Here is a 17137-nt window from a genome sequence, read left to right as displayed (position 1 = left end):
CCCCATTTAATGTTCAAATAGACAAATGCGGAGGTTTTGATGTAAACTTCAATACCGAAGCACAACCCAAAAGGGGGCGTGGCGGAATGGTAGACGCTACGGACTTAAGCAAATTGAGCCTTGATGGAGAAATCTGTCAAGTGGATGCTCTCAAATTCAGGGAAACCTACGTCTGAAAACAGATAAGGCAATCCTGAGCCAAGCCGATAAAAGAGTGCTGAGTTATGGGTTAAACCAAACTAACTCAAAACCAGGCTCACTGGAGCGAAGCGACAGGTCAAAACCATGTCCTAGAGCGAAGCGAAGGATCGGAAGGTGCAGAGACTCGACGGGAGCTACCCTAACGTGAAGCCGAGGGTAAAGGGAGAGTCCAATTCTCAGATGCTAGTGAAGGCAGTAGCGAAAGCTACAGTGAGAATGAAAATCCGTTGACCGTAAAAGGTCGTGAGGGTTCAAGTCCCTCTGCCCCCATCTTAAGCCAATAATTTATCATGCTGAACGGAGCGATTCGCGGATTGAAGAATTTTGTCCGAGGTTTCGCTTCCGTTCCTTTTGGTTCCAGATTTGATATCACCTACGAAGAAGTGCGAGTGGCTTGAACCAGTAATTTGGTCAGTTGAGTGAGTTGCCGTTTATCAAAGGCTTTGACGATCGCTTTAGCTGCCGCTTTGGGTTCCACGGTAATCGTAATCTGCTTACCACCGCCTTTACTGGGGGTAGCTTTTGCCAACTTTTGTAACGCTGGACTTGCCTTGACAGCACTCTCGTTTCCTTGCTGGACTTGATCGCTAGCTTGTTTGAGTTCTTTAATAATGACAGGTGCGAGAGAGTGGAACGAATTTTGCGAATTCGCGATCGCATCAGAGGCATTTTTTACCAAGACTTGCCAGGGTTCAACTGTTTGGGCAAGTTTCGCTAGCTTATGACAGTTCTCTTGCAGCTTTTGACGATTGGCGGGTGTGTCTGATTGTTTGAACAATTGCAACATTTGCTTGAGGATACCTGTCACCTGAGCAGAAAAGTTATCAGGTGCTTGACCCGTCGCTTTCGCTCCACCCTTTGCTGATTTTGCCGGAGCTGCGCTTGCTGGTTCACCACCACTAATTAACCGTTCCAGGTACGTCTGCAATTCCTTGAACGTCGGTTCGGCAGCTTGCACCATTTTATCGGCTTCATCATCCCGCAGACCAAAGGGTCCTTGAAGTTGTTCGATCAGGTCTTTGAGAGTGTCGTAGCCTTGTAAGAATAAACTCTCGACATGGCGATCAAGCTTAACGGGATGTTCTTTGAGAATCTTCAAACAATCCTCTAAGCGGTGGGCAACTTTTTGTAGACTGCTAAAGCCTAGCATTGCCGCCCCCCCTTTGACCGAATGAGCCGCACGGAACATCTCATTGACCATCTCTGGGTCTTGGGCACTTTCCTGCACATTCAATAACCCTTGTTCGAGGGTATCAAGGTGTTCTTTCGCCTCTTCGATGAAATAACCTAAGATTCGTTGCTGATTCCCCCCATCCACGGCAGTTTTCCCTAATCCAAACAACTATGTATACACACAACCTACAAAGGTTATGGTCTCTATTCTATTGCCAACAGGTTTAATCCCATTGCAGTCTACCAACAAAACTCTTTCTTTAGATTACCGGAAACCCGTCAAAGAATCTTCCTGGATTTAGGGATCAGGGTGCAGGGGAGCTGGGGGAGCTGGGGGAGATGGGGAAGATGGGGGAAGTTAACTCAAAACTCTACCTTAGGGAGCTGCGTAAAAATAAAGTACCAGTGAGGAAAGCTGTATTCATCAACTCAGCCAAGCTTGATTGGTATATTATTAAGCCGCAAGTCTCTTACCTATTACCTATGACACACCGAGCGAAGTCTAGGTAAGCCGAGGTGTTGCCTATTGCCTATTGCCCAGCGCGAAGCGCTGTATTTGCCGTACAGCCGTAAATGCTGAGTAGCTGACTCCAGCCGTCCCTTCACCAGGATGGGTAGAATCTCCCACCAACCATAGGTGATTAATGGGGGTGCGAGTAGCAAAGCCAAAGGGACCGAATGTCGGGACTCGCTGACCAATTCCGCCGACGATTCCTTGATGGCGTCCGGTGTAATAGGCAAAGGTGCGGGGTGTTGCTGTTTCTTGGTGGATAATGGTTTCTGGAGTTAAGTCAAAATACTGACCTAGCCGTGCGATCGCCTCTTGGGTATAATCTTGTTTTAACTGGTCATAATCCTCCTGAGAACCTTGCCACCACAGTCGGGTATCGGTAAACGAGGAGGCAATTATCGTGGCTTTTCCCTCTGGGGCGCGACCATCACCAGGTTGACTAACCGAGACAAATAAAGAGTTATTTTCGCCAATCTCACCGTCGTAATCGTAGAGAAATTGCAGGTGAGGTGGACAACCCGCAGGAATGGACGTTTGGTCAACACCTAGGTAAATGACAAAGGCACCCGATGCAGGCGGTAATTTATCGACGCGACGCTGATAACCCTTGGGCGCGTGGTTTCCCAGTAACTTAACCAGGTTTTGTGCCGTCACATTTGCCACCACTTCATCGGCTGATTCTGTCCAAACTTGTCCCGTTTTCTGATTTCTTACCGTTACGCCTGTAACCTTGTCCCCGGAAACCTGAATCTGTTGCACAGTATGACGCATCAACAGTTTACCACCCCATTTCTCCAAGGCGGCGACCAGGCGATCGCTCAATACCTGCATACTCCCCTTCAGGTGAAACAATCCTTGAGGTTCTTGGGAAACGCCGAGGGCTGTCGCCGCATACAATAAAGCGGTTTCATCGGCATCCACTTGGGAATACAGCTTCAGTTGTAAATCCAGAAATGTCCTCAAACGCTGATTGTCATAGAGTCGATAGCCGCGCAACGCATCTCCCACCGTCATAAACGTAAACGGTAGCGTAATCAGGGTATCTGGACGCACCGCTGAGATTAATTGCCACAAATCCCAGGGGTTTCGTGGGGGTAATACGGGATCACGGGATTGAAATCTCCAACTGGCATTGAATAGAGTGGTCATCAGTTGCCAGAAGGGTTCACTCCCCGGAAATTGCCGTTGCCGTTCTTTTGCCCATTTTTCTGGGTCACGCCAAACGTTAATCGGTTCAGTTTCGCCAGGGAGAAATACGGCACAAGCGGGGTCACAGGGAGTCGCGGTAGGTAAGTCAATTTCTAACTCCTCGAAAATTCGCTGATGAATGCCACCTCGTTCTAAACCAGCCACTTGGGTTGCACCCACATCAAAGGTAAAGCCGCGACGCTTGAACGTGGAGGCACATCCGCCAGGGACAAAGGCTTGGTCGAGGACTAACACTGAGTAACCTCGACGGGCAAGAAGTGCGCCAGCCGTTAGACCCCCAATTCCTGCACCAATGACAACGACGCGATGGGTTAGAAGCTGTTTGTTAATTTCTGGACACATATAGACATTTCTTCCCGTTTGGGTACTTTTCACCCATAGCTGTAGCCATCCTTTCGATGAATTGGTTTTTCGACATATTCGAGTTTGATGCCAATCCGTTTTTTGCCAGTTGTCGGATAGATCTCACCTCTACCGTTGCTGTATGGGCAAAGTCGAGCAACATAAGTTCCTGTGTTCACACCTTTTGGGATGACCGTCTTGGGTGTCATGACCACAGGAAGCGTAGCCAACCTTGCCAGATGGTAGGTTACTCTTTTTTACGGCTGAGTCTGCACGCTCACCCCACCTACCCAAAATGCTTAGTTTTGGGTAGTTGTGGGTAGACATTTACGAGCGGTTTGAGGAGTAGAAACGCTGGGCATGATTATTGCTCTACATTGCTTAATATATCTTAATATAATACGTTTCGTTTAAGGATAGCATCGATCATTGGACATCCCCATAGTCTATTTCTGATTATGCTTTTGCCAGTTTCCGCCGACGCGCCGCATCAGGTAAGCCACACCAAAATCGCCATTTGGATGTGCCGCTAACCGTTCCCCCAACTCAATCACCTGCGCCCCTAACTCATTCCCTAATTTTTCAGCCGTGGCTTGGCGTTCTTTTTGCCAAAGTTGCTGTTCTCGCGCCTTAGTCTGCCATTCGTTGGTAAAGAGTTGCTCAACTATGGTATGGAGTCCCAAGCTTTCGAGAATGTCCCACTCCCCGTAATCGCACCAAATCCCGCGACAGTGAGAACAGCGTTCCACATAAAAGGGCGTCTTGAGATTAACTTTAGCGCGAGAGAGATAGCGCTGGCACTCTGGACATAATGCGGCTTTGGTATCGAAGGGAGACTTGACAAAATTCACATTCAGCGCTTCAGGGGGAAGGTCAGGCATTTTCTGATCAGACGGTTGACGTGCCTGCCATGCTTCATACTCTTTAGCAGGAATCCAAGTGCCTTTGCACTCTTGGCAATACTTCACGGCAAACTGATGCTCTAAATAGCCGTCTAAGAGCGTTACTTTTCTACATTTAGGACATTGCACCGATTTTCTTCCTCAAAGCACCTGTAACTTATCCTAATTCGGCGAGAATACCTTAACCATGCCCTCGAACGAAGTTTAGGGTCGAAACTCCCTCGACAGGACTGGACTAGAGCGCTACAGTTGAAGCATAGCACTACAGTATTGAATCAGGGTGTTCAGGCGATCGCGGATGATAGCCACCCTAGACTGAACGGTTGCAGAATGTCGCGCCGTCCGCAACATTAACATATCAGTTTCTAGAAGTCGGATATGTCTATGGATTTCGGTTTGCCTAGACTGCCATACTGATACTTGTTCCTGATTAACCTCATCGGGATTGAGCGTGATAATTCGCCCTTGAAAGAGCTGTTTCACCGCCTGGAAACGCTCCTGGATCTCGGTTTTGTCTAACTCTTGACTCTGGGTGCAGGCGTACAGGTCGTCTAGGACGTGTTTAAAGTCCTGATAGGATTGCCGTTGGGAGGGGACTAACATTATCAGACAGGTTGGTCTAGACTAAATGTAAAGAATCTTGTATTTTTGTTTATAAATACAAGAATTTGCCACCAAGCTGAAGATCAGGGTTCAGTCTGAGAGTCAGCTGGCATTCTCATTGCCGAGTAACCAAGGTAGGGACTATCTGCCAAAACTGATGATTTCTTGGAAAACAGTTACTGTTTGCTATCTTAGCGACCAGCTATTGACAACCATCCGCAAAAATTTCAGCGTGTTGGCTTCAACCCAGTCCTTTGGTTATTCAAGATTTTACTGGAAATCAAGTCCGTGACAGAAGTGACGTATTGCTTCTGTACGCGGTAACAAGGGTGGATATCTGGTAGTTCATGTTACTATTTCTCATCTAGGTCTGATTACTATACGGATAATCTAGGGAATTTTGACCCATTTCTGGAATTCACAAAAACTGATAACTATACCACTAAACAGAGATCTTACTGCCATTACCGTTGAACCATCCTTATTATTTATAGATCTGTCAGGGAAAGAATTATGAGTGCCACTGTCCTAACCACCACCTATAACCTAGACGTTCCCGACTGGTTGCAGGACTGTTTATCAACAGCCTCTGCCACCTCTGACCCATCAACGCCCGATGACGCGGCGTTGGTGGTGCGGGCGTTTGAATTTGCTTATCAACTGCATTCGGAACAATATCGCGCCTCTGGAGAACCTTATATCGCCCATCCCGTAGCCGTTGCTGGCTTATTAAGAGATTTAGGCGGCAACAGTACCATGATGGCGGCTGGCTTACTCCATGATGTGGTCGAAGATACGGATGTCACACCGGACGAGATTGAATCAATTTTTGGTGCCGAGGTGCGCCATTTAGTTGAAGGCGTTACCAAACTCTCCAAATTTAACTTCTCCAGTAAAACCGAACGCCAAGCCGAAAACTTCCGCCGCATGTTCCTCGCCATGGCGAAGGATATCCGCGTGATTGTGGTCAAGTTAGCAGACCGCCTGCATAATATGCGGACATTAGAACATCTTAAGCCCCAAAAACAGCGGGCGATCGCCCAGGAAACCCGGGAGATTTTTGCCCCCTTAGCTAATCGTTTGGGGATTGGGCGGTTTAAGTGGGAGCTAGAAGATTTATCCTTTAAGTATCTTGAACCGAATGCTTATCGCAAAATACAGGAACTGGTTGCCGAACGGCGTCAAGACCGGGAGGAACGATTAACCCAGGTTTCGCAAATCCTGCGAGGGCGTCTCGATGAGATGGGCATTCGATGTGTGGACTTGAATAGTCGTCCTAAGCATCTGTATGGAATTTATCAAAAGATGCAACGCCGCAATAAGGAATTTCACGAAATTTATGATTTAGCGGCGATGCGGATCATCGTGGAGACCAACGAAGGGTGCTATCGGGCATTAGCTGTCGTCCATGATGCCTTTCGACCGATCCCCGGTCGGTTTAAAGATTATATCGGCTTACCTAAACCTAATCGGTATCAGTCTCTACATACAGGCGTGATTGGCTTCCATGGGCGTCCCATTGAAGTGCAGATTCGTACCCTGGAAATGCATCGGATTGCCGAATATGGGATTGCCGCACATTGGAAATATAAAGAAACTGGGACGTCTGATCCGACCCAGATTGGCGCCGACGATGACAAGTTTACCTGGTTGCGGCAGTTGCTGGAATGGCAGAATGACCTGAAAGACGCCCATGAATATATCGAAAGTGTCAAAGATAATTTATTTGACGATGATGTCTACGTCTTTACCCCCGATGGAGATGTGATACCCCTGAGTCGGGATGCAACGCCGATAGATTTTGCCTATCGGATTCACACCGAGATTGGGAATCACTGTGCTGGGGTGAGAATTAATGGTCAATGGCGAGTTCTGGATACACCGTTAAAAAATGGGGATATTGTAGAAATTATCACCCAGAAAAATAGTCACCCCAGTTTAGACTGGTTGAACTTCGTCGTCACGCCCAGTGCCAGAAATCGGATTCGCCAATGGTACAAGCGATCGCACCGCGATGAAAATGTGGCGCGAGGTCGAGATTTGCTGGAGAAGGAACTGGGTAAAAATGGATTTGAATCCTTGCTCAAATCAGAACCCATGCAATCTGTTGCCGAACGCTGTAATTATCAAAATGCTGAAGATTTACTGGCGGCATTAGGGTATGGAGAAGTTACCCTGAATCTAGTGGTCAATCGGTTGCGCGATGCAGTGAAAGCCACACAACCGCTGGAAACTGAACCCGCAGAAATCGAAGATTTACTGCCATCGTTACCGACGGCGAAGGAAACAAGTGACCAATGGACGATTAAAGGCGAACCCATTGCGGGCGTCGAGGGATTGATGCATCGGATTGCTGGGTGTTGTAATCCAGTTCCCGGCGAACCTATTTTGGGTGTTGTCACCCGATTGCGAGGAATTTCGATTCATCGTCAAGGCTGTCCCAATGTGGAAAATATTGAGGGAGACCGATTAGTTCCGGTGAATTGGAATCCGACGGATCAAGAGAGTGGGCGTCCGCAAACCTATCCGGTTAATATTCAAATTGAAGTGTTGGATCGGGTCGGGGTGTTAAAGGATATCCTTTCCCGCTTAAGTGATCATCATATCAATGTGCGGAAAGCTCAGGTGAAAACTCAAGACGGTAAACCTGCATTGATTGATTTGTGCATCGATATTCGGGATTACGGGCAGTTGCAGCAAAGTTTTGCTCAAATTAAAAAGATGAGCGATATCTTGAATCTGCGGCGAATCAGCGATATTAATGAGTAAACTCGTAGTCCTATACATCGATTCTCCAGAAAATGCCTATGCAACTAGCCTCTCTACCCCTAAAGCTGGCCCTTGCTAGCACGGCGGCGGCCGACGTTGACGATAGACCAGGGACTACCGAGGGGGCATATTAATAAATGTAACGACATTAGATTGAAACCTAGATATGTCCAGGCTTCTGAATTGTTAAGAAAGATGTGAATAATGCATAGCGTAAAAAGGGGGAGACCAGATGTTGCTTCGCGTTTTTTGCATGGGGAAGCCAGCAGATGCTTCGCTTTTTGTTCCACGGGGGAAGCCAGAGGATGCTTCGCTTTTGTTGCACAAAAGGGGGAGAATTTAAAGCCTCTCTCCTTGCAGGAGAGAGGTTTGGAGAGAGGTTTTCTAGATCCCGTGAAAAGTAAGCTACAGGATGAACTATTCGACAGAAACGGATTTCACATCTACCGTAGCTTCCGGTGTCGTACTGGTTTCTTCCGTGACGATTCCCGCTTGGCGAGATTTAGCCAAATCAATCAACCACTGCGACATCTCAGACACCAGCAGCGTCAGCACGACAACATCATCAATTTGCCCGACAATTGGAATCAAGTCTGGAGCGATATCAATGGGACTAAACACGTAAAGGAGAGTCCCTAAGACTATCCACCAACGGTATTTAGGATTGCGAACCGCGTTACGATACCAGTTATATATGGATTGGATTGAAAAATTATTCATGAGTTTCCCCGACAGCTACCTTTTATCTTGCCAAATTAATCCCGGAACCTCTATGGGGATAACCCACCTGTTCAGGTGCAGAACTTACACCTGCTGACGTGAGGGGGAGAGTTTGATGCGACTGGAATTTGCTGGGGATGATGGGAATCGCGCTTGTTACTGTTCTACAGTATCACACAAAGCCTGATCACTCTCTGGAGCATTGTATTTTAGATAATCCTCAACCCAATCACAGGCTCTATGCATGAGTGCATCTAGGGTTAAATCCTCTAAATTCCACAACCTGACGGTTTTATCCCCACTAGCAGAAGCAATGGTGTTTCCATCTGGGCTGAACACTACGCTATAGACTGGTTCTTCATGACCAGAAAGACTGTGGAGAAGTTCACCTTCTCGATTCCACAACCTGACTGTTTTATCCCAACTAGCAGAAGCAATCGTGTTTCCATCTGGGCTGAACACTACGCTATCGACCCAATCTTTATGACCAGTTAGTCGATTCCGCTCTCTAAATCTGTTGTCATAAATTACCGTCTGCAAAGTTTGAGAAATTCGCTGCTCAATCTCCGACTTTTCTGAATTCGATTTTTTGAGTAGCGCTCCTGCCCGAATCCCTTCAATTAGAGCATCTAATTTCAGATTGGACTTAACCAGTATCTGGGAAAAGCGGCTTAACGCATCAATTTGACCTGCCATCCTTTGTTCGGATTCCCGCCACTGGACTACAGCCAAGCTGGTTAAACCAATTAACCCAATCAAGGCAGTAACCGATACAACGATAATGCGGCGAGCTTGTTTAAGTTCTCGTTGACGGCGACTTTCTTCTTGACGCAAATAAGCCTCTTTTGCCGCTAGACTTGCCTGAATTAATGCGTGTTGCAAGTCGGTGGATGAAGGCTTTTTCCGGCTTTGATTCGTTTCCTGTAACCAGTCTTGTGCAATGGCTAATTCATTTCCCCGCAACAACAAATCATCACTTTTATCATGCTGCTGCCACTCCAACGCCCGTTGTGACCATTTGCTATGCAGGCGAACGTGTTCTCTATCCGTATCTAAAGCCCTGACCAATTGATTGAAATTGGCATTAAACTCCCGTTGATTCTGATTGAAATCAATCCACTGAATCTTGGATAACTCTGGATGTAAATCTGCCGAGTCTAAGGGTTGATGTAATACAGTGACAAACCGCTTATTTAAACTCGCTGCATACTCCACCTCAGCAGCACAGTACGGTGAATTAACCGAACGCGGTGAAAGAATAAATAAAAAGTTATCACAGGCTTTAATCCCTAACTGAATTTCCTGCTGAAAGTCACTCCCCGATGCAATACTTTCCTGGTCAAACCACGTCGTTTTTCCTTGCATCTGTAAGGCATCATTCAGCTTTCTCGCCAAGTCTGAGTCCGCACGAGAGTAAGAGATAAACACATCCAGCGACTCTAACGGTGGTTGTCGCAGGCTTTCAGTAATGAATTCTTCTTGTAAGGCAGTGGGTGGATGGTGTGTCCGTTTTTGTGCGACTTTTAACCACGCTTCAGCACTGCGTAAGTTATAGCCTCGGAGCAGAATACTAGGATTTTGGTATTGCTCTTTCCACTTCAGCGCTTTAGTCAGTAAAATCTTATGTTCTCGATAATAAGCCTCATCCTGATGCAGAATCCGTAATAACTGACTTTCATCAAGTAGGTAATCGTCTTCCTTCACATTATCGGTGAGGTCAATATATTGTAATCCCTGTAGCGCCAATGGGACTTCTCCTGATGATGTTTCCCGTACCAATACCGGAATAATTCGCTTATGCAGTGACACCGCCAAGTCTAATTCTTGTTGGCAGTATTTTGAGCCTATGGAATCTGGTGAAAGCAAGTACACCAAGTTATCAGCTTGTTGAATTCCTCGTTTTATTGCCTCCTCAAAGGATTCTCCTGTTTTGATATCTGTCGTATTTGTCCACACGGTAATGCTTTCTCGTCTCAAACTCCGACGAATCTTTTCCATCATCGCCTTATCTACATCGCTGTAGGCAAGAATCACCTGCGTCATCAAGTTATTAGCATTCTTGATACTTTCGGTGATGTATTCGCAATGTAAATCAGTGGGAGTACAAGGCGGCTGTTCATCTTTAAACCGTACTTTTAACCAAGCTTCTGCCTGTTGTCTCTCTTCGCCCACTAATAGCCAACGATGTTGCTTTTGATTCCGTTCCCATTCCAATGCTTTGACTAGAAAACGGGTATGTTTGTCTACATAGTCGGAATGAGAACGGAGTAATTTTACTAAGTCAGCTAAGGAGGCTTCAAAATCGTTTACCCCATCCTGAAAAAACACCCAGTTGAGTTTACAGATTGTTGGGTGCATATTTTGATAGCTTTCATGTAATCCCTTTGCTTTATAGGCTTCCCACTCTTCCTCTGTGCCATTGGGATTACGCTGCTGCCAGGTTTCCTGGCTAATTTCCATGACGTGTAATATAGGAATAATTCGTTTATTCAGCTTAATCGCCAGTTCAATTTCTTTTAGGCAATAGGGAGAGTTAACGGAATGAGGCGCAATGATAAATAGGAAATGACTGGCTTTTTCGATGCCATCATCAATTTGATTCTGGAAGTTTACGGCTAGGGGGATATCATTAAAGTCAAACCAGACGTTAAACCCTTGTGCAGTGAGACGCGCTTGCAGGTTTTGCGCGAAAGCTTTACTATCGGCTCGTCCGTAGGAGATAAAGGCATCAAATAATGGTGTCATTTTCTGGTATCTGTCCCTAGTTAAACGTCAGGAATACAGCTTTGAATGTGGAGTATGCCACCGTTGTCGTAGCGTGACACACCGAATTGGGTGGATGACGAGTAGGGGCGCATAGACGTGCGCCCTTTTACTGTACAGACGTGCGTCTAATGTAACCGTAAAATTTATCCCACCATTGTAGCTGTGCCACGCCAGTAGTGGACTGACATAGCTAAAATTGTGGAATAGGTTGTAGGTTAGGTTGACGACAGGAAACCCAACAGGATATAGGGCTAAAGCCCTTACTACAAGCCGAATCTCATCCATCAATTTAGGCGTGCAACGCCACTACTAGACTGACACAGCTAAAATTGTGGAATAGATTTTACCATTGAATCGGGCGCAAGTCTTTGCGCCCCTACAGTTTCCGGGCTAATGCTTAATTCATTAAATAAGGTGTGCCACGCCACTACGAGAACATTTTGTGCAAAAATTTAGGTTGAATGGTACTGAATTAAGGCTGGTGGGTTTCGACTTCGCTCAACCCACCCCACGGTATATCAAGAGTTTCGGCGATTCAAAAATGCAAATTTTCAGTGCCATTTAATTTAAGTTGGGGATGAGTAGCGAGCAAGATGCTCGCACTACGAGAATTTTGTCACTATTGACAATAACAATTGATTGAATGTTTTCTTTCCCATCTCCCAGACGCGCCATGGCGCGTCTCTACACCCCTTAACCGAACTGTATTGAGACAGTTGCCAAATCGCCACCCGTCTCTCCCGAATCCCGCACTCTAGCCGCGAAAATTAATCAACCTCTTTGCAAGCGGCGAGAAATCCCTAGAATTGGAGTGGCTTGCATTTTAGCAAAGACAATTATACTGAGCAATCAAGGGAGGTTGAGAAACGATATGGATATTATTGCAGTTATTGAAAAGGGCGGAATCGCCATGTGGCCCCTGTTGGGGCTTTCGATCCTAGCCGTGGGGACAATTTTTGAACGCCTGTGGTTTTGGGCGGGAATCCTATTGAAACAACAGGAAATTGTCAATCGGGTGCTGGATGCAGCCACTCAAAATTGGCAGGTGGCTAGAGAAATCGCGATGAAATCACGGCGACAACCCGTGGGACGATATTTATATGCTCCCCTACGCCTGATTAGCCCCGAACCGGAATTATTCCGCTTGGCTTTAGAGGGGGCGGCGGATGACGAGTTAGCGGCGATGCGGCGCGGCGATAAGCTATTAGAAGCGGTGATTGCGCTGTCTCCGCTGTTGGGATTACTGGGAACGGTACTTGGTTTAATCAACTCCTTAGGCTCAATTACTATTGATCAACTGGGTACAGCCTCCACCGCTGGGGTAACCTTGGGAATCGGTGAAGCGCTGATTAGTACGGCAACAGGACTGATTATCGCGATTACCAGTTTGGCATTTTATCGACTGTTTCAAGCCTTTTGGTTTAACCAAGTCAAAATATTCCGCAAAGCGGGGACAGAGTTGGAATTGCTGTATCGCCAAGATTGGTTACAGGCTGAGGATAGTGAGCAAGTGCTGAACTATAACGTTCCAGAGAATAACGTTAACCTTTATCAAGAGAGTTTTGAGGTTCCCAAACGCGATCGCACTCCACCCCAAAAACCTCGATCTCAGCAGCAGCCGGAGGATCGCACTCCCGTCGCCAAGGCTAAAACCAACCCAGATGATAACGTTGACCCAGATAAGTCTCAAGTCTCGGAAAGCGATCGCACGGCTGTCCCCAACCCCCCAGGAAAGCCAGAAAATTAGAACTCTGATTGTCTTGATATCCTGAGTGCAGCTTGGCAATCAATGCCCATTTCTCACAGATACCAAAGCAGACATCATCAACCCGTACAGTTTGCCCGATTTTGATCTTTAAACGATGACAACACTACGCCAGTCACCCCAGCCACGAACCAAAAAACAACGCGCCGCTTTTGTCCCCCCATTACCCCGCCCCTTAAACTTGCGGATGGATTCCCCCACCGAAGAAGTTCGGATCGAGATCGTACCGCTCATTGATGTTATTTTCTGTATCTTGACCTTCTTTATCCTGGCAGCCGTGGGGCTATCGCGCCAACAAGCCATTAATGTGGATTTACCCAAAGCCAGTACCGGAACTTCCCAAGGAAGGCAGATTCTGATGATCAGTCTGGATGAATTGGGACAAGTGTATGTGGAAAAAAATCCGGTGATTAGCCAGGATCAGTTTATTCAACAACTCCAAGCTTACAAACAACAAAACCCCAGTGGCGTGTTTGTCCTCTACGCCTCCCCCAATGCTATGTATAACGAAGTTGTCCAAGTCTTGGACTTACTCCGGGAAGTGGGGGGCGATCGCGTGGCGCTAGCTAATTCACCCGGACAATCGCCGCAATTTCCGGGAACGAATCTCACGTCTCCGCCAACTGGAGTCCCCGAATTTAACCCCAATCCTGGACAACTGCCAATGAATCCGGATGGCACATTTAACCCCAATTTGCCACCTCAATTTCCAGGGATTCCGGGTCAATCTCAATTTGGATCACCCCAACCGAATCCAGGGGGTTTATCACCATCTCCTGGACAATTTCCCATCAACCCTGGTGGTTCTGTTCCACCCAATCCTGGTACACCCACGTCACCGCAGCCGCAAGGGGAATAATTTTTTAAGTAGGTAGGGACAATAAAAGTTAACGGCTGAGATTGTCATTTGTCATTCGTCCTTCGTCATTTGTCCTTAGTCTTATGTAAGGGTTTGAGAGTTAGGTACAGCCTACATTCCGCAGATATTTCAACAGGATTCATAGCGATGAAATTGAATAAACGTTTCCCCCCTTTGAAAGGGGAAGAGGAAGAGAGGAGCAAGAATGCTTAATACTTGCGTTCTTGGGGTTCAAAACGGGTCATCGCCACCGATTTATACTGCAAATCAATTCCGGCTGAGGAATAGTATGCCAAGGTATGCTTCAAGAAGTTGGTATCATCCCGTTGGGGATAATCCTCGCGAGAATGGGCACCGCGACTTTCTTGGCGATTTAGGGCAGAGGTGAGAATAATTTCCCCAACTACCATCAGATTCCGCAGTTCCAACGCCTCGATTAATTCCGTATTCCAGCAGCTTCCTTTGTCATCTAAATAGATATTTTCATACTGCTGTTTTAACTGTTGCAGTTGATTTAATCCTTCCTGCATTAACGCCTCGGTGCGGAAGACGCCGCAGTATTGAGTCATGCAGTCTTGGAAGTTTTGACGCAGTTGACCGATGCGTAGGCTTCCGGATTGACCCAGCAAGGCATTAATCTTATTCTGGGCAGCATTGAGGTAGAGTTGCTCATCAATGTCAGGTAATTTGCGGTTTTGAATATATTGCGCGATCGCAGCCCCGGTTCGTTTGCCGTAAACCACGCACTCTAGCAGGGAATTACTCCCCAAACGATTAGCACCGTGAACCGAGACACAAGCGGATTCCCCAGCCGCAAAAAATCCATCAACCAATCCATCGGGTCCACTTCGCACCTGTCCATCGGTATTGACGGGAATGCCACCCATGGAATAATGGGCAGTAGGACGCACGGGCATGGGTTCGTATACGGCATCAACCCCGACAAGTCGGTGGGCTTCTTCCCAACAGAAGGGAATCCGACTCATGATCTTTTCTTTGCCCATGTGTCGCAAATCCAGATAGATACAAGGACCGCCAGGATTCCCATCCGGATGCACCCCTCGACCGGCACGAATTTCTAATGCGATCGCGCGTGAGGTAATATCTCGTGGGGCGAGTTCCATTTTACTCGGCGCATAATTTGCCATGAAGCGATCGCCTTCGCTATTAATTAGATACGCTCCTTCACCCCGTACCGCTTCAGAAATTAACACACCCACCGGATACAACCCCGTCGGATGAAACTGGACAAACTCCATATCCTCCAACGGTACTCCCGCCAACGCGGACATGGTTAAACCATCCCCCGTCGAGGCAAAATCATTGGAGGTGGTATTAAACACCCGTCCATATCCCCCGGTGGCAAACATCACCGCTTTTGCCCGTACCACTTGCAGGTGAGTCGTCAGGAGGTTAAACATTACCACCCCTTTTGCCTGCCCATCTTCCAAAATCAGCCGCATGACGTACCATTCTTCGTATACTGTCACGTCGTTCTTGCGGAGATTACTTACCAGTTCATGCAGAATCGCATGACCCGTTTTATCGGCAGCATAGCAGGTACGGCGATGGGAATGACCCCCAAAGGCACGTTGGGCAATGCGACCATCAGGTAAGCGGGAAAAGAGTACCCCCAGATGTTCTAAATCAATCACCACATCCGGCGCTTCGCGGGTAAGAATTTCCACCGCATCTTGATCCGCCAGATAATCCGAACCCTTAACCGTATCAAAAGCGTGGGCTTCCCAAGTATCCTCCGCATCCACATTTTTCAGCGTCGCCGCCATCCCCCCTTGCGCCGCAACGGAGTGGGAACGAATCGGATGGGTTTTGGCAACCAGTGCCACATTCAGCTTCGGATCAGTGCGTTTAATTTCCAACGCCGCCCGACACCCGGCTAAACCACCGCCGACAATAATGACATCGTGTTCTCGCATCTCAACTCGATTGAATTTCTGCTGTTATCTATCTTGACTGATTACTAAAATTCCCTACCGAAAGTCGGGGCGGGTTTAGTTACATCCGGTTGCAAGCGAAAAGATAGTGGTGAAACCCGCCCCTACAGAGACACCACATCCCGTGAAAAGTTAGTCTGACTTAGAGCCTTCTGGTACTAGCTCGTTGCCTGAGCCGGTTGGGATGCACCGCGACTGCTGCGATCGGCAGCCGTTGTTTCCTGCTCATCCATTGCTAATATTTCAATATGATTCAGCAATGTGGTCACAAAGGCAAAGAGTAAAAAGGGTAAGGATAAGACCAAGACTAATCCCACCGTTGCCAACGCATAAATTTGGCGATCGGCACTCCACAACGCTAGTGCAGAGGCAAGACTTATGAAAATGACGATTAACCACACAATGACTTGTCCATAGATATCGCCAAAACTCAGGGTGCAGATCAAGCGATATTTGTTAAATTGTTCCATCATCAACCTCGACACATTTCTTTAAGTTCCAAGGATAAGACCGTATTTGAGTTTTGGCACATTTCTCAACATATTTTTATGATATCCGCAATATTTGTTTACAATGTGTGTCATTCGTCCTTGGTTAGGGAACAGGAAACAGGGCATTCAAGAACAGCTTCGGGTTCCAAGTAGCTTGGTGGAAATAGACCGAACTCTATTAAGTTCTGTAAATATACCTCAAACCGTTACAAAGGACGTAGCTTGCTAACCCACCAAAGCCTTGAACAACGGTGCGTTAGCGAAGCGTAACGCACCCTACAATTGGGTGGGGTTGAAACTTATACTGAACTGAGGGTAACGCGATCGCGTCCTTGCTGTTTCGATAGATAAAGGGCTTGATTTGCCGCCATAATCAAAGCATCAATGTCAGTATGGGGGTCAACCAAACAGGCAACGCCAAAACTAACGGTGACAACAGGCGCGGGTAAATTGAACGTGCCAGGCGGTTTAAATTCAATGCCTTGGGATTTGATTTTCTCTCGCATCTTTTCTGCTACTTGAAAAGCTCCCATAGCATTAGTATGCGGTAAAAGAATCGCAAATTCTTCTCCCCCATAACGTGCGACGATATCTGTTGTCCGCTTAACACAGCGACGTAGGCAATCGGCAATGCGTCGCAAACACTCATCACCCGCTGCTATGCCATAGATTTCGTTGTAGGTTTTGAAACAATCAATATCACACAAAATTAAGGATAGAGGAGACTGTTCGACATTTAAATGATGCCACTCTTGTTCAAGTTGTTGGTCAAAATAACGGCGATTAGCCAGCTTGGTCAGAGTATCCATATTGTAGAAGTGATAAAGTTATAAGTTTGTTGTTCTGAATGACCACACTGTATTGATAAAAA

The 17137-nt window shown here is 47.0% G+C and carries 12 protein-coding genes; 3 read left to right on the top strand and 9 right to left on the bottom strand.

Annotated features, from left to right (window positions below):
• Window positions 1-574 precede the first annotated feature (574 nt).
• The 4 genes from RIG66_RS05900 to patD all read right to left on the bottom strand — a co-directional run bounded on the left by RIG66_RS05900 (window position 575) and on the right by patD (window position 4941).
• Window positions 575-1519 (bottom strand): Hpt domain-containing protein, encoded by a 945-nt coding sequence (locus RIG66_RS05900; protein ID WP_446376167.1) that lies wholly within the window; start codon window positions 1517-1519, stop codon window positions 575-577.
• Window positions 1520-1897: 378 nt separating this feature from the next.
• Entirely contained in the window at window positions 1898-3436 is a 1539-nt protein-coding gene (gene crtD / locus RIG66_RS05895; protein WP_446376165.1) for a C-3',4' desaturase CrtD, read from the bottom strand.
• A gap of 446 nt (window positions 3437-3882) precedes the next feature.
• On the bottom strand, window positions 3883-4467 hold the full coding sequence (locus tag RIG66_RS05890) for a zf-TFIIB domain-containing protein (RefSeq protein ID WP_446376099.1): 585 nt from the start codon (window positions 4465-4467) through the stop codon (window positions 3883-3885).
• Window positions 4468-4581: 114 nt separating this feature from the next.
• A complete protein-coding gene (gene patD, locus RIG66_RS05885; protein WP_446376097.1) occupies window positions 4582-4941 on the bottom strand; it encodes a heterocyst frequency control protein PatD in 360 nt (119 codons plus the stop codon).
• A 513-nt stretch (window positions 4942-5454) separates the two neighbouring features.
• Here patD and RIG66_RS05880 point away from each other — a divergent pair.
• Window positions 5455-7710, top strand: coding sequence for a RelA/SpoT family protein (locus tag RIG66_RS05880; protein WP_446376095.1), 2256 nt, complete (start codon window positions 5455-5457; stop codon window positions 7708-7710).
• Between the two features lie 417 nt (window positions 7711-8127).
• Here RIG66_RS05880 and RIG66_RS05875 read toward each other — a convergent pair whose 3' ends face one another.
• A complete protein-coding gene (locus RIG66_RS05875) occupies window positions 8128-8430 on the bottom strand; it encodes a YkvA family protein (RefSeq protein ID WP_446350066.1) in 303 nt (100 codons plus the stop codon).
• Window positions 8431-8586: 156 nt separating this feature from the next.
• Window positions 8587-11175 carry a toll/interleukin-1 receptor domain-containing protein gene (locus RIG66_RS05870; RefSeq protein WP_446376093.1) on the bottom strand — a complete coding sequence of 863 codons (2589 nt, stop codon included), beginning with the start codon at window positions 11173-11175 and terminating at the stop codon, window positions 8587-8589.
• Window positions 11176-12067: 892 nt separating this feature from the next.
• Here RIG66_RS05870 and RIG66_RS05865 point away from each other — a divergent pair.
• Window positions 12068-12943 (top strand): MotA/TolQ/ExbB proton channel family protein, encoded by an 876-nt coding sequence (locus RIG66_RS05865; RefSeq protein ID WP_446376091.1) that lies wholly within the window; start codon window positions 12068-12070, stop codon window positions 12941-12943.
• 115 nt (window positions 12944-13058) lie between these two features.
• The gene (locus tag RIG66_RS05860; RefSeq protein WP_446376089.1) at window positions 13059-13820 is read left to right on the top strand and encodes an ExbD/TolR family protein; all 762 of its coding nucleotides are present in this window, start codon (window positions 13059-13061) and stop codon (window positions 13818-13820) included.
• Between the two features lie 209 nt (window positions 13821-14029).
• On the opposite strand, the gene RIG66_RS05855 is transcribed toward RIG66_RS05860, so the two are convergent.
• From RIG66_RS05855 to RIG66_RS05845, 3 genes are all read right to left on the bottom strand, one after another.
• Complete coding sequence (locus RIG66_RS05855) at window positions 14030-15757, bottom strand: succinate dehydrogenase/fumarate reductase flavoprotein subunit (RefSeq protein WP_446376087.1); 1728 nt, start codon at window positions 15755-15757, stop codon at window positions 14030-14032.
• Between the two features lie 176 nt (window positions 15758-15933).
• Complete coding sequence (locus RIG66_RS05850) at window positions 15934-16245, bottom strand: hypothetical protein (RefSeq protein ID WP_446370958.1); 312 nt, start codon at window positions 16243-16245, stop codon at window positions 15934-15936.
• Window positions 16246-16565: 320 nt separating this feature from the next.
• On the bottom strand, window positions 16566-17075 hold the full coding sequence (locus RIG66_RS05845; protein WP_446376085.1) for a diguanylate cyclase: 510 nt from the start codon (window positions 17073-17075) through the stop codon (window positions 16566-16568).
• Window positions 17076-17137 lie beyond the last annotated feature (62 nt).

The sequence above is a fragment of the Coleofasciculus sp. E2-BRE-01 genome (assembly GCF_040221695.1).
Classification (GTDB): Bacteria; Cyanobacteriota; Cyanobacteriia; order Cyanobacteriales; family Coleofasciculaceae; genus Coleofasciculus.
This window is presented reverse-complemented; position numbering and strand designations above follow the sequence as displayed.